Raw genomic sequence first — 12,463 nt, forward strand, 5'->3', positions numbered from 1 at the left:
GATGAAAGGCCGTGACGAGATCGCGCAAGCGCTGGCCGCGTCGGGCTACATCGCCGACGCGGAGCTCGCGACTGCGATCTCGTTGATGCAATTGTTGCGGCGTCCGCTGCTGCTGGAAGGCGAGGCGGGCGTCGGCAAGACGGAGGTGGCGAAGGCGCTCGCCAAGGTGCATGCGACGGAGCTGATCCGTCTGCAATGCTATGAGGGTCTCGATCAGTCCTCCGCGCTCTACGAATGGAACTACCAGCGCCAATTGCTGGCAATCCAGGCGCATCGCGGCACCGACAGCATCGAGGACCAGATCTTCTCGGAAAAATACCTGCTGGAACGCCCGCTGCTCGGCGCGATCCGCCGCGCGCAGGCGCCGGTGCTGCTGATCGACGAGATCGACCGCGCCGACGACGAGTTCGAGGCATTTTTGCTGGAGCTGTTGTCCGACTTCCAGGTTTCGATCCCCGAGCTTGGCACGATTCCGGCGATCACCATCCCGCAGGTAGTGCTGACCTCGAACGGCACCCGCGAGCTCTCCGATGCGCTGCGCCGGCGCTGCCTCTATCACTATGTCGACTATCCCGACGTAGATCGTGAGACCCGCATCATCCTGGCGCGGATCGCGGGCGCAAGCCCGTCCCTGTCGCTCCAGATCGCGCGCATGGTCGAGGGCGTCCGCAAGGAAGAATTGCGGAAAGTACCTGGTGTTGCCGAGACGCTGGACTGGGCGGCCGCGCTCGTCGGCCTCGACATAAGTGATCTCCACGATGCGCCCGGAACCGTGCACGAAACGTTGATCTGCCTGTTGAAGACACATGAGGACCGCGCGCGTGTCACGCGCGAGGTGACGGAGCGCCTGCTCGGGAGGGTCGCATGAGCTGCTGCGGCGCAAGCCCGGAGTTCGATGATCTCAACGAGGTCTCCCGACTTATCTCCGCAAGGCTGGCGGCTTTCCTGCGCACCTTGCGTGACGCCGGCTTTCGGGTCGGGCTTGCGGAAGGGCAGGATGCCGCGGCGCTGATGTCGGCGGGCTATGCTGCGCGTCCGCGCCTCTTGCGCTCCGCGTTCAAACATCTGTTTTCGGCGCGGAAGTCAGACTGGGACAAGTTTGACGGCCTGTTCGACGCATTCTGGCTTGGCAAGCGCGTGCGTTCGCGCTCGCGGACGGTTGGCTCGGCGCAGGGCGCGAGCAGCCCGTCAATCAAGAACTTGCAGGATAGGGCGATGGAACAGCGCGACGATCGCCCGCTGACCGATCAGATTCCGTCATCCGACGATGCGCCGGATGGGCGCGGCCGCGAGGGGCGGATGGAAGGCGCCTCACGCGCGGAGAGCCTTGCCGAAGTCGACTTCCGCAAACTCAGAGACCCCGACCAGATCGCGCAGGCACATGAGGCCGCGGCGCAGCTCGCAAAAGTGATGCGCACGCGGCTAACGCGGCGCGATCTCGCGCGGCGGCGCGGCTACCGACTCGACCTTCGTCGCACCATCCACCGCAATATCAGCCATGGCGGCGTGCCGATCAGCCTGGTGAGGAGGCAGCGCAAGGACAAGCCGCTGCGGCTTGTTGTTCTACTCGATACGTCTGGCTCGATGAGCGCCTACACATCCGTGTTCCTGCGCTTCATCCACGGCGTGCTCGACGAATTCCACGAGGCCGAGGCGTTTTTGTTCCACACGCGCCTCGCCTACGTCTCCGACGCGCTGAAGGAGAAGGATGCGGGCCGCGCGCTCGACCGCCTCTCGATCATGGCGCAGGGCGCGGGCGGCGGCACGAAGATCGGCGAGAGCCTGCAAAGCTTCAACCGCTGGCACGCGCAGCGCGTGATCCATTCGCGCAGTTGCGTGATGATTGTGTCCGACGGCTACGAGACCGGCGATGCCGTATTGCTCGGACGGGAAATGGCCGCGTTGTCGCGGCGATGCCGGCGCATCGTCTGGCTCAATCCGATGATGGCGTGGGAGGGCTATGCGCCGGAGGCGAGGGGCATCAAGGCCGCGCTGCCCTATGTCGATCTCTACGCGCCCGCCAACACGCTGCAAAGCCTGCGCGCGCTCGAACCCTACCTGGCGAAGCTCTGACGGAGGCGACCAAATGATCAGCAACGCGACAGCGAATGTCGAAGTGCTGGATCTCGTCGCGCAGATGAAAGCCGCCGAGCATGCCTTCGTGCTTGCGACTGTGGTGCGCACCGTGTCTGTCACGGCAGCCAAAGCCGGCGCGAAGGCGATCATTGCGGCCGATGGCCGTATCGTCGCGGGCTGGATCGGCGGTGGCTGCGCCCGGGGCGCGGTGCTGAAAGCAGCGCGCGAGGCACTCGCCGACGGCGTGCCGCGCATGGTCTCGGTGCTGCCGGAGAATCTGCTCGCCGAGCTTGGCGTCAGCTCGGGCGAGAGCCGCGACGGCATCCGCTTTGCCAGCAATATGTGCCCGAGCAAGGGCACCATGGACATATTCGTCGAGCCGGTGCTGCCGCATCCCTCGCTCGTCATTCTCGGCGCGAGCCCGGTGGCGCTGTCGCTCGCGGCGCAAGCGCGCATGCTCGGCTTTCACGTCACGCTGGCGGCGCCATCGGCCGACCTGTCGTCGCAACCCGACGTGGACACGCTCATCGACGGTTACAGCGTGGGCGAATTGACCGAGGCAAAACGCTTCGTCGTGGTCTCGACGCAAGGCAAAGGCGACGAGGTCGCGCTGCGCGCCGCGGTCGCAACGGAGGCCGCCTATCATGCCTTCGTCGGCAGCCGCCGCAAGATGGCGGCGCTGCGCGCAAAACTGATCGCGGAAGGCGTCGACGCCGCCGCGATCGATCGCGTAAAGGCGCCGGCCGGACTCGATCTCGGCGCCATCACGCCGGAGGAGATCGCGATGTCGATCCTCGCCGAGATCACGCAAGCGCGCCGCCGCGGCCAGCGCGCCGCCACCTCGCTCACGGACAAGGAGAGGACCGACCATGCAGATGAACGACAGCCAGCGCATTCCCGCATCCCGTGACAAGGTCTGGGCGGCGCTCAACGATCCCGATCTGCTGAAGCAGTGCATCCCCGGCTGTCAGTCGCTGGAGGTGACCGGTCCAAACGAGATGACAGCGACCGTCGTCTTCAGGGTCGGCCCGGTGAAGGCAACCTTCGGCGGCAAGGTGACGCTCTCCGATCTTCGGCCACCGAACAGTTATCGCATTTCGGGTGAAGGCTCTGGCGGCGTCGCCGGCTTCGCCAAAGGCGGCGCCGTGGTGCGGCTGGAATCAGACGGCGCCGAGAGCACCGTGCTCCACTATGATGTCGACGCCCAGATCGGCGGCAAGCTCGCCCAACTTGGGGCGCGGCTGATCAACTCCACCGCGACCAAGCTCGCCGGCGAATTCTTCGCGTCATTTGCCGAGGTCGTCGGCGCGAAGGCTGGCGCAGACACCTCACTCACGCGATGGGCTGCTCAGGCTTGAGCAGCCGATAATGCAGGCGCGCGTAGCCGCCGAGCCATCTGACGGCGGCATTGAGCCCTAGCGCCAGCAAGGAAGCGAAGCCCACGCCGGTCGTGACCAGCGCGACGCCGGCAAGCCCGCGCAGGATCAGGTTGACGACCTGTCCGTCGCCCAAATGCTTGTAGACGCTAATCAGCAATCCGATGCCGACGATCCCGAGCACGAACATCACGAAAGCGATCACGAGCAGGATCAGCAGCACGGCGAGCAGCAACGGGAGCAACAGCAGGATATCGACCACGGCGAGGCCGCCAAGCGCGAACAGCGCGGCTGTCGAGTTGCGCAAGGAATGATGGTTCTCCCACCGGCGAAGCCCCGTCTCGGCGCGGAGCTCGCGCGCCAGCCGCCGGGGATCGCCGAGCGCGGAGGCGACCTCGTGCTCGACCCGGCCGGAGGCGCGCGCCTCCTCGAAATGGGCGGCGTAGTCGGCGAGGATGTCGTCGATCTCGGCACGGGGGAGCCCTGCGAGCCCGTCGCCGAGGATGTGCAGGAAATCGGCGCGGTTCATTTGGCGTCTCCGAGCAGCCGGTCCACGGCGTCCGAAAAGCTGCGCCATTCCCGCTTCTGCGCGGTGAAGGCGGCGCGGCCGGCGGCCGTCAGGCGGTAGTATTTGCGCGGCGGCCCGCTGCTGGATTCCTCGAGGCGGGTGTCGACCAGCCCGTCATCCTGCATCCGCCGCATCAGCGGATAGATCGTTCCTTCGCCCATGCCTACGCCGGCCGACAGCATGCTCGCGATCTCATAGGCATAGCTCTCGCCGCGCGCGAGTAGAGCGAGCACGCAGAGCTCCAGCGCACCCTTCTTGAGCTGAACCTGATTCGTCGAGTCGGCCATTTCCTCCTTGACTACACCGCTTTCAAAGAAGCTTATATAGCAAGGTACTATGTATTGCAAGGTACCTGTGTATACCCCATTCCGGAGAATGAACCCGTGACCCATCTCAATCGCCGCCATCTGCTGGCTGGTCTTGGCGCGAGCGTGGCTCTGCCACGGGCCATGCCTGCCATTGCCGCATCGTTCGATGCTGCCGAGCGCCTCTCCGGACTGGAGCGGGCCGGAAAGTTGCCCGGTTTGCACGCGTTTCTGGTGAGCCAAGGCGGCAAGCTCGTGTTCGAGCATTACGGTCAGGGCGAGGATGAGGCCTGGGACCGAGCGCTCGGCCATATCACTTTTGCACCGGATGTGCCGCACGATCTGCGCTCGGTCTCGAAGAGCATCGTCGGTCTCGCCTACGGCCTCGCGCTCGCCGAAGGCAAGGTGCCGCCGCCGGAGGCGAAGCTCTACGCGCAGTTTCCGGAATTTGCCGATCTTGCCGCACAGCCCGGCCGCGACAGGATCACGATCCATCATGTGCTGTCGATGACGCTGGGCTTCGAGTGGGATGAACTCACCATTCCCTATGGCGATCCGCGCAACAGCGAGATGGCGATGGAAGCCGCGGCGGATCGCTATCGGTTCGTCCTCGAGCGGCCGATCGTCGGCGAGCCGGGCGTGAAGTGGACCTATTGCGGCGGTGCCACGGCGTTGCTCGGCCGGCTCATCGCCAAGGGGACCGGCGAAGCCTTGCCGGCCTATTGCCGTCGCGTCCTGTTCGATCCGTTGGGCTTTGGCCCGTCCGACTGGAGCGTTGGCCGCGACGGCGAACCGCGTGCTGCGTCAGGGGCGCGTCTGTTGCCACGCGATCTCGTCAAGATCGGTCAACTCATGCTGGCGAACGGCAGCTGGAATGGAAAGTCCGTGGTTGCGGCGGATTGGGTGAAGCGCGTGACCACGCCTGTTGTTCAGACCAGGGTTGGCCGCGACTATGGCTATCAGTGGTACATGGGCGATTTCGCCACCGCGCGACCGTTGCACTGGTTCGGCGGTATCGGCTGGGGCGGCCAGTATCTGTATGTCATCCCGGCATGCGATCTCGCTGTGGTGATCCACTGCGGAAATTACAAGCGATCAGGCCAGGAGCAGGCCGCCGTGCTGGTTGCACTCTTGAGCGACGTCGTGTTGCCGGGCTTCACCTGATCACCCGAGGGACACGCCGGCCTTCGCCCGGCTGATGCCGAGGGTCAGGATGCGCTGCAGGAGGTCCGGATATTTGAGCCCGTCGTGCTGAGCTGCCGTGGCGAACTCCTGGCTCTTCGCGATTTCGGGATTTGGGTTTGCTTCGATGAAATACGGGGTGCCGTCGGCCGAGAGACGAAAATCGATGCGCGCGTATCCATCGAGTCCGAGCGCCCGATAGACGCGTTTCGCAGCTCGTTGAATGCGTGCGGTGACGTCGGGCGCCAGGTCTTTCGCTGGCCCGTCGACGATTCCGACGCGCTCCTGATAATCTGGATCGTGCTTGGCCTTTTCGGTAGCGATGTGCCGCGACCTGTGACCGCCCATGCTGCCGAATTTCAATTCCCAAACCGGTAGAACGCGCAAGCGGTTGTTGCCAAGCACGCCGACGTAGAGCTCCCGTCCCTCGATGAACTGCTCGGCGATGGCGGCGGTCTCGCTCCGATCGTGGATGAACGCTACCCGCTCGGCGAGCTTCTCGTCGGTATCGACGATCGATGCCTGAGAGATGCCGAAGGATCCATCGAGGTTCAGGCTCTTGACGATCAGCGGCAGCGCGAGACGAGCTGGCCGTTTGACCTTGCGGCGCATCGGGAAAACGGCGAAGGCCGGCACCGCGATCCGGCGATGATGCACCAGCGTCTTGGAAAGGTCCTTGCCGCGCGCCAGGATCAGGCCGCGAGGGTTGCAGCCGGTATAGGCGACCTTCATCAGCTCGAGATAGCTTGCGATGTGCTGGTCATATGCGACGTTGGAATGGAATTCTTCCAGCAACGTGAAGACCACGTGCGGCTTGAAGTCCTCGATCGCCACGCGCACTGGCTTGATTTCCTCCTGCGCACCGAGCGGGCGAACATCATGGCCGGCCGCGCGCAGCGTGCTCACGACGTCGTATTCAGTTTTCCACGCATTGATTTCCTGCGCCGTGTATCCGTCTGTGGTTTCCGGCGGCATGAAGTCCGGATGCATGAGCACGAGAATACGGAGGCGTCTCATAGCGCGATCCATTTGCGTCGTGATGGGCCGAACAGGGCGTGCATGGTCTTGGCGGTGACGAGCACGGTGAAGTCGAGAATGAGCTTCTGTTCAGCGCCAACCGCACGCAGATCGAGCTCGCGGCAGCGGGAAATCATGTCGTCAAGCACTGCGTCGAGCGTAAGCTGGTTCTCGCCCGTCCATCGCGCGACCAATTGCCTGATTTTTGCGCGATGCCGCCTGATCAGTACCGAAGCCGGCTTTGACGATTGATGCCGTGGGTCGGCGGAAAAGAGCCTTCGGAGGTCACGGTCGTAGGTCTTCGGCGGCGTGAAGGCGTAGAACGCCTGCTTCTTCTTGTAGTGGTCCTCCAGCGTCTCGCTGAGTCGACTCAGTGGATCGATGCGCTGCCGCGTTGTGATTGCCGGTCGCTGTCCCGCGATCTCGGCCATCAGCTCGTCGACATATTCGAGCTTCTTCAACGCCGGCCAACCGGCATATCGCGTCCGCCAGTTCGAACGCGGCCGCAGCCACACCGCAAAAGTTTCGGCGAAATCCTCGTCCGGATGGCTCTGCGCGTACCAGAGCCTAAGATGCTGGACGTAACGCCGGCTGGCCGGATTGGGTCGGTAGTAGCGCGGGTAGTGTTTCGATGAGGGGCCGAACAGCTGCTGCCAACGCCGGCGCCGCTGCAGCTGGTAGCCGTGCTGCACGGCATGGCCGGCCTCGTGTCGAAGGATGGCCATGCATTCGCGCCAGGTTCCGCCCTCGACGTCGAACATCATTTTCTTCTCGAGCTTCATCAGCCGGGGATGTGCGAGATAGAACGGGACGGCGATGCCTGGCACATCTGCCGGGCTAAACCATTCGCTCGATATCCATGCGTGTGGCCGCAGCCGGATGCCCCGCTCGTCGAGTTCCTCGTGAAGCGTGCCGACACAATCCTCAAGCCAGGTGCCTTCGACCGTCACCCTCAAACTGCTCAGGCGTTGCTGAAGCAACTGCTCATCCGACAGCTTTTCCCAAGCAAATTTCCGGCGTGGCATCAGGCATCCAGAAGGCAGCGATGACTCGGTATCTGGATGATGTCACGGGCCGCTGCGCGCAACAACCAATCTTCCAGGCGTGCGGCAGCTGCGTCAGTCCCAGACTGTAGATCGTAGGGTGGGCAAAAGCGAAGCGTGCCCATCGCTTGCATCGCAAAAGAAAAGGTGGGCACGGCGCTTCGCGCCTTTGCGCACCCTACGACGCCGTGTAGCGAAAATCAGTCGAACAGGCTCGACACCGATTCTTCCGCTGCGGTGCGCGCGATCGCATCCGAAATCAGGCTGGCGATCGGCAGCGTGCGGATGTTCGGAGACTTGATCACCGCATCCGTCGGCAGAATCGAGTCGGTGATCACCAGCTCTTTCAGCTTCGAGGAGGCGATGCGGGCGGCCGCGCCGCCGGAGAGGACGCCGTGGGTGATATAGGCGTAGACGTCCTTGGCGCCCTTGGCGATCAGCGCATCGGCCGCGTTCACCAGCGTGCCGCCGGAATCGACGATGTCGTCGACCAGGATGCAGGTGTAGCCGGCGACGTCGCCGATCACGTTCATGACCTCGGATTCACCGGGACGCTCGCGGCGCTTGTCGACGATCGCGAGCGGAGTGTTGATGCGCTTGGCAAGCCCACGCGCGCGCGCCACGCCGCCGACGTCGGGGGAGATCACCATCACCTTGGAGAGGTCGAACTTCTCCTTGATGTCGCGCACCATTAGCGGCGCCGCATAGAGATTGTCGGTCGGGATGTCGAAGAAGCCCTGGATCTGACCGGCATGCAGATCGAGCGTCATGACGCGGTCGACGCCGGCTTGGGTGATCAGGTTCGCGACCAGCTTGGCCGAGATCGGCGTGCGCGAACCCGATTTACGGTCCTGCCGCGCGTAGCCGAAATAGGGCAGCACCGCGGTGATGCGGCGCGCCGACGACCGGCGCAGCGCGTCGGTGATGATCAGGAGTTCCATCAGATGGTCGTTCGCGGGGAACGAGGTCGATTGGATGATGAAGGCGTCCGAGCCGCGGACGTTCTCCTGGATCTCGACGAAGATCTCCATGTCGGCGAAGCGTCGTACCACCGCTTTCGTCAGCGGCAGGTCCAGACCTTGCGCGATCGCTTGCGCGAGCGCCGGATTGGAGTTGCCGGCAACCAGCTTGATTGAGCCGTTTTTGGCCGACATGATCGCTTCCTCCCGCGCCTTGCTGGACACGACGTTCAACATCTCGGATACCCATGGAGCACGGTTTCGACGGGCGAGCAAATATCAGGCCCAAGGCCGCACTGGCAACCCGGGATGCTACGATATCCCGTCGAAAATCCTGAGTCCGGCCAACGCTTTGGCCGGTAGTTGGGATGAGGGTTTAGCGCTGGTTATCGGTCAGCATAGCCAAGCGCCGCGGCAGGCATCTCGGCGTTCTCTGAGGTCGGCGACATGCTTGCCACCGCGGGGCCCCGCAGGTCCGGGGCGGTCGTCGGCGCATCAGACGGGGTCCCGTTGATCATGTTGGAAAGTCCGCTGAATCCAGCCTGCGCGATCTTCCGCAGGACCATGTCGTCGGCGGCCGACCAGGGGTCGCGGCCGGCCTTGCCGCCAGGTTCCTCACCGGACAGGCGCAGCGCCCGCTGCTGGCTGGCATCATAGACGTCCCAGACCCAGGCGATCATGGTTTTGCCGCGGACGACCTGAGCCGAGAGATAGCTGCGCACACGGTAGGCAGACGTGCCTTCGCGCGAGACCACCGTCAGGCTGCGCAGCTTCGATTCGCTGTCGAGCACGCCGACCATGCGGTCGAACACCTGCGGCGGCGGCCCGTCGATGGATTCGAAGGCCACCGTTGTCCCGCTGCCGCCACTCGGCGGCGCCATCGCATAGGAGTTGCTCGCCGCCCCGCCGCCGGCACAGCCACCAAGCGCACACGATGCCGCCAGCAGCATGGCCGCCAGCGCGCGCGTGCCCGCGCGGCGCAATAATGATGACGCTTCCCACATTATGGAGGGCAGCGATATCGTTAAAATGCATTAACGTCTAGGGCGAGGGAGCCACAGGTCACCGCCATTCCGGGGCTGGTGAAGCACATGTTGCCGTTGTGTTCACGCTTCGAGCGCGATCGCGTGGATGTGGCGGCCGTAGTCCGGCTCCTTGCGATGCACCGAGCGGCGATAGCTGAAGAACCGCTCGTCGGCATAGGTGTCGAGGCCGAGATCGTCGATCATCAGGATGCCGGCGGCCTCCAGCCGCATCCGGATGAAGCCTGCGAGATCGAACATCGCGTGGCCTTCGCGCACCGAGGGAATGAAGAATACCGCGTTGTCCGCGTCTGTCTCGATGAAGCGCGCGACGAACTCGTTGCCGACTTCATAGCTCTCCTGGCGGATCAGGGGCCCGATCGCAGCGATGATGCGGCCGCGCTCGGCACCGAGCTTTTCCATCGCCGAGATCGTGGACTCCAGCACGCCCGTCAGTGCGCCCTTCCAGCCGGCATGTGCGCCGCCGATCACCCGCGCGTTCGGATCGACGAAGAGCACCGGCCCGCAATCCGCTGTGGAGACGCCGAGCGCGAGGCCGGGCGTGCGCGTAACCATCGCATCGCCTTTCGGCCGCGGACCGCTCGGCCAGGCGCCATCGGCGACGAGCACGTCGGGCGAGTGGATCTGGTGCAGGCTGATGAAACGTTCAGGCCGAACGCCGACATGCTCGGCCATGCGGCGGCGGTTCTCCGCAACAAGGGCCGGATCGTCATTGGAGCCGAGGCCGCCGTTGAGCGCGGCATAGATGCCGCTGGAGACGCCGCCCTCGCGGGTGAAGAAGGCATGGCGCAGGCCGGGCACGGCCGAGAGCAGCGAGGAGCCAAGGGTCGTGCCAAGCGTCATGATGCGTCGTCGCCTTCCTCAACAGGGTCGAAGGCCGCGAGCGAGGTGAGCCGCGGCTCGGAGATGGCGAGCACCTTGAACATCGAGCCCATGCCGCCGCGGCCGGTATCGGTCAGTCGCTTCAGCGCTGCGGCGATGTCGGCGGAGACGTCTGGCGTCGCCTTTTGCATCAGTGCCGCCGCACGAGTGTCGACGCCGAGGCGCTTCAAGAACTCGCCCTGCGTCACCGGGCCATGGACACGGGCGCCGACGTCCTCGGCGGCGCGCGACAGCGCCTGGAAGTCGACATGGGCGGTGACGTCGGCCTGGCCCGGCGCCTTCAGGGGATCGGCAAAGGTGTGGCGCGCGATCGCCTGAAAGGTGTCGCCGGCATCGCTGCGCAGGTGGCCGTAGTCGACAATCAGCGCCGCGCCGTCCTGGTCGCGCACGCGGCTCGCGAGCTTCATGATCTCGGCATCCGGCCGCCATTCGAACACCGCGCCGACGGGCGCTGCCCGCACCAACGGCGGTAGCAGCACGTCGAAGCGCGGGGTCGGATCAGCGGCGGCGCCGAACTGAAGCTTGCCGCTCGCATCGACATCGACGACGCGCTCGTGCCAGCCGCTTTCGCGCTTCACCATCTGGTGGATCGGCAGCACGTCGAAATATTCGTTGGCGAGGATGATCGAAGGGCCTTCGGGCACGTCGTCGATCCTGTCGTGCCACGTGATGTTGCGCACGCTCGACAGCGTCGCCTTCTGCCGCTCGCGCAGCACGGGATTGACGTCGACCATGTGGACCTGGAGCGCCTGGTAGAGCGGCGGCAGCACCCGGAGCGCGCGCAGCGCGTCCGCCATCATGGTGCCGCGGCCGGGCCCGAGCTCGATCAGCCGCAACAGTTGCGGCGAGCCCATCTGCTTCCACACCGACGCCGTCCATAACCCCAGAAGCTCGCCGAACATCTGGCTGACTTCCGGCGCGGTGGTGAAGTCGCCTTCACGCCCGAGCGGATCGCGCGAGATGTAGTAGCCGTGAAGCGGGTGCATCAGGCACAGCTCCATGTACCTCCACACCGGCATCGGGCCGGAGGATTTGATCAGCGCCTTGATCTCGTTCAGCAGCGGCGAGTCGGTCACAGCCTGTGTTCTCGAAATGAATTAACGAATGGCTTGAAGCGGTTTGGGCGTACCGCGCCGCACTGCAAATACAATAAGGATGGCGCCGACGATAAGCATGGGGATCGACAACAGCATGCCCATGGTTAACCCGCCCCACAAAAATCCGAGCTGTGCGTCCGGCTCGCGAAAATGCTCGCCGATAATTCGGGTGAGGCCGTAGATCAGGACGAAGCTGCCGAGGATCATCCCCGGCCGTTTCAAGGCGCCGAGACGGATCATCACCGCGAGCACGGTGAACAGCAGAATGCCTTCCATGCCGGCTTCATAGAGCTGGCTCGGATGGCGCGGGATGTTGCCGCCGGTCGGAAAGATCATCGCCCAGGGCAGGCTGGGATCGGCAGCGCGGCCCCACAGCTCGCCATTGATGAAATTGGCGAGCCGCCCCAGGAACAGGCCGATCGGCCCCACGGCGGTCGTGATGTCGCCGAGCGACAGGATCGAGATGCCGTTCCGGCGCGCAAACCACATCACCGCGACGACGCAGCCTAGGAAGCCGCCATGGAAGGACATGCCGCCTTCCCACAATTTGAGGATCGCCGAGGGGTGCTCGATGAAGAAAGGCAGGTTGTAGAACAGCACATAGCCGGTGCGGCCGCCCAGGATGATGCCGAGTGTCACCCAGAGAATGAAATCGTCGAGCTGGACCAGTGAGATCGGAGCGGGTCCAGCCCAGAGTTTCTCCTTTTTCAGGAGTGAGCGTGCGTAGAGCCAGCCGATCACGATCCCGCCGATATAGGCGAGCGCATACCAGCGGATGGCGAACGGCCCGATCGCAATCGCGATCGGATCGAAGGAGGGGAAGTTGATCAGAAGAAGCGGCATCGCGCCTTGGTTCTAGAAGGTGAAGGTCGGTATGTAACGGAGACGGAGGTGCGCTCCCTCCCCCGCTCGCGG

General features: G+C 64.5%; 14 protein-coding genes. 5 read left to right on the forward strand and 9 right to left on the reverse strand.

Annotated elements, in window-relative coordinates:
• The first annotated feature begins 1 nt into the window (after position 1).
• From SO139_RS18735 to SO139_RS18750, 4 genes are read left to right on the forward strand one after another with little or no spacing between them, the layout of a single operon-like run.
• Positions 2-868 (forward strand): AAA family ATPase, encoded by an 867-nt coding sequence (locus tag SO139_RS18735; RefSeq protein ID WP_474798327.1) that lies wholly within the window; start codon positions 2-4, stop codon positions 866-868.
• Entirely contained in the window at positions 865-2,073 is a 1,209-nt protein-coding gene (locus SO139_RS18740) for a vWA domain-containing protein (protein WP_449377842.1), read from the forward strand. Before SO139_RS18735 ends, SO139_RS18740 begins: the two co-directional genes overlap by 4 nt.
• Before the next feature lie 13 nt (positions 2,074-2,086).
• Entirely contained in the window at positions 2,087-2,986 is a 900-nt protein-coding gene (locus tag SO139_RS18745; RefSeq protein ID WP_449377843.1) for an XdhC family protein, read from the forward strand.
• Positions 2,946-3,434 carry an SRPBCC family protein gene (locus SO139_RS18750; RefSeq protein ID WP_449377844.1) on the forward strand — a complete coding sequence of 163 codons (489 nt, stop codon included), beginning with the start codon at positions 2,946-2,948 and terminating at the stop codon, positions 3,432-3,434. The genes SO139_RS18745 and SO139_RS18750 overlap by 41 nt, the downstream gene beginning before the upstream one ends.
• On the opposite strand, the gene SO139_RS18755 is transcribed toward SO139_RS18750, so the two are convergent.
• Both SO139_RS18755 and SO139_RS18760 read right to left on the reverse strand, forming a co-directional pair.
• Positions 3,409-3,981: a DUF1700 domain-containing protein gene (locus SO139_RS18755; RefSeq protein WP_449377845.1), complete on the reverse strand. Its 573-nt coding sequence runs from the start codon at positions 3,979-3,981 to the stop codon at positions 3,409-3,411. The two genes, SO139_RS18750 and SO139_RS18755, sit on opposite strands and share 26 nt — an antisense overlap.
• Positions 3,978-4,307 carry a PadR family transcriptional regulator gene (locus tag SO139_RS18760; RefSeq protein ID WP_449377846.1) on the reverse strand — a complete coding sequence of 110 codons (330 nt, stop codon included), beginning with the start codon at positions 4,305-4,307 and terminating at the stop codon, positions 3,978-3,980. Before SO139_RS18760 ends, SO139_RS18755 begins: the two co-directional genes overlap by 4 nt.
• Positions 4,308-4,403: 96 nt before the next feature.
• On the opposite strand from SO139_RS18760, the gene SO139_RS18765 reads away from it, so the two are divergent.
• Positions 4,404-5,489 (forward strand): serine hydrolase domain-containing protein, encoded by a 1,086-nt coding sequence (locus SO139_RS18765; protein ID WP_449377847.1) that lies wholly within the window; start codon positions 4,404-4,406, stop codon positions 5,487-5,489.
• Here the strand turns inward: SO139_RS18765 and SO139_RS18770 are convergent, their stop codons facing one another.
• From SO139_RS18770 to lgt, 7 genes are all read right to left on the reverse strand, one after another.
• Positions 5,490-6,524: a D-alanine--D-alanine ligase family protein gene (locus SO139_RS18770; RefSeq protein ID WP_449377848.1), complete on the reverse strand. Its 1,035-nt coding sequence runs from the start codon at positions 6,522-6,524 to the stop codon at positions 5,490-5,492. It abuts the gene before it with no gap.
• Positions 6,521-7,549 carry a putative zinc-binding metallopeptidase gene (locus SO139_RS18775; protein WP_449377849.1) on the reverse strand — a complete coding sequence of 343 codons (1,029 nt, stop codon included), beginning with the start codon at positions 7,547-7,549 and terminating at the stop codon, positions 6,521-6,523. The genes SO139_RS18770 and SO139_RS18775 overlap by 4 nt, the downstream gene beginning before the upstream one ends.
• 218 nt (positions 7,550-7,767) lie before the next feature.
• Positions 7,768-8,721 carry a ribose-phosphate pyrophosphokinase gene (locus SO139_RS18780; RefSeq protein WP_449377850.1) on the reverse strand — a complete coding sequence of 318 codons (954 nt, stop codon included), beginning with the start codon at positions 8,719-8,721 and terminating at the stop codon, positions 7,768-7,770.
• A gap of 191 nt (positions 8,722-8,912) precedes the next feature.
• A complete protein-coding gene (locus tag SO139_RS18785; RefSeq protein ID WP_449377851.1) occupies positions 8,913-9,530 on the reverse strand; it encodes a hypothetical protein in 618 nt (205 codons plus the stop codon).
• Between the two features lie 102 nt (positions 9,531-9,632).
• Positions 9,633-10,412 (reverse strand): peptidoglycan editing factor PgeF, encoded by a 780-nt coding sequence (pgeF, locus tag SO139_RS18790; protein ID WP_449377852.1) that lies wholly within the window; start codon positions 10,410-10,412, stop codon positions 9,633-9,635.
• On the reverse strand, positions 10,409-11,527 hold the full coding sequence (locus SO139_RS18795; RefSeq protein WP_449377853.1) for a class I SAM-dependent methyltransferase: 1,119 nt from the start codon (positions 11,525-11,527) through the stop codon (positions 10,409-10,411). Before SO139_RS18795 ends, pgeF begins: the two co-directional genes overlap by 4 nt.
• A gap of 21 nt (positions 11,528-11,548) precedes the next feature.
• A complete protein-coding gene (gene lgt, locus SO139_RS18800; protein WP_449377854.1) occupies positions 11,549-12,391 on the reverse strand; it encodes a prolipoprotein diacylglyceryl transferase in 843 nt (280 codons plus the stop codon).
• Positions 12,392-12,463: the final 72 nt, after the last annotated feature.

It is taken from the genome of Bradyrhizobium sp. UFLA05-89 (assembly GCF_059803475.1).

What these genes read in the sequence shown, in the direction of transcription:
- SO139_RS18780 (WP_449377850.1), bottom strand. Translation starts at nt 8,721, where the DNA reads ATGTCGGCCAAAAACGGCTCAATCAAGCTGGTTGCCGGCAACTCCAAT.
- SO139_RS18740 (WP_449377842.1), top strand. Translation starts at nt 865, where the DNA reads ATGAGCTGCTGCGGCGCAAGCCCGGAGTTCGATGATCTCAACGAGGTC.
- SO139_RS18735 (WP_474798327.1), top strand. Translation starts at nt 2, where the DNA reads ATGAAAGGCCGTGACGAGATCGCGCAAGCGCTGGCCGCGTCGGGCTAC.
- SO139_RS18770 (WP_449377848.1), bottom strand. Translation starts at nt 6,524, where the DNA reads ATGAGACGCCTCCGTATTCTCGTGCTCATGCATCCGGACTTCATGCCG.
- SO139_RS18785 (WP_449377851.1), bottom strand. Translation starts at nt 9,530, where the DNA reads ATGTGGGAAGCGTCATCATTATTGCGCCGCGCGGGCACGCGCGCGCTG.
- SO139_RS18755 (WP_449377845.1), bottom strand. Translation starts at nt 3,981, where the DNA reads ATGAACCGCGCCGATTTCCTGCACATCCTCGGCGACGGGCTCGCAGGG.
- SO139_RS18745 (WP_449377843.1), top strand. Translation starts at nt 2,087, where the DNA reads ATGATCAGCAACGCGACAGCGAATGTCGAAGTGCTGGATCTCGTCGCG.
- SO139_RS18750 (WP_449377844.1), top strand. Translation starts at nt 2,946, where the DNA reads ATGCAGATGAACGACAGCCAGCGCATTCCCGCATCCCGTGACAAGGTC.
- SO139_RS18760 (WP_449377846.1), bottom strand. Translation starts at nt 4,307, where the DNA reads ATGGCCGACTCGACGAATCAGGTTCAGCTCAAGAAGGGTGCGCTGGAG.
- lgt (WP_449377854.1), bottom strand. Translation starts at nt 12,391, where the DNA reads ATGCCGCTTCTTCTGATCAACTTCCCCTCCTTCGATCCGATCGCGATT.
- SO139_RS18775 (WP_449377849.1), bottom strand. Translation starts at nt 7,549, where the DNA reads ATGCCACGCCGGAAATTTGCTTGGGAAAAGCTGTCGGATGAGCAGTTG.
- pgeF (WP_449377852.1), bottom strand. Translation starts at nt 10,412, where the DNA reads ATGACGCTTGGCACGACCCTTGGCTCCTCGCTGCTCTCGGCCGTGCCC.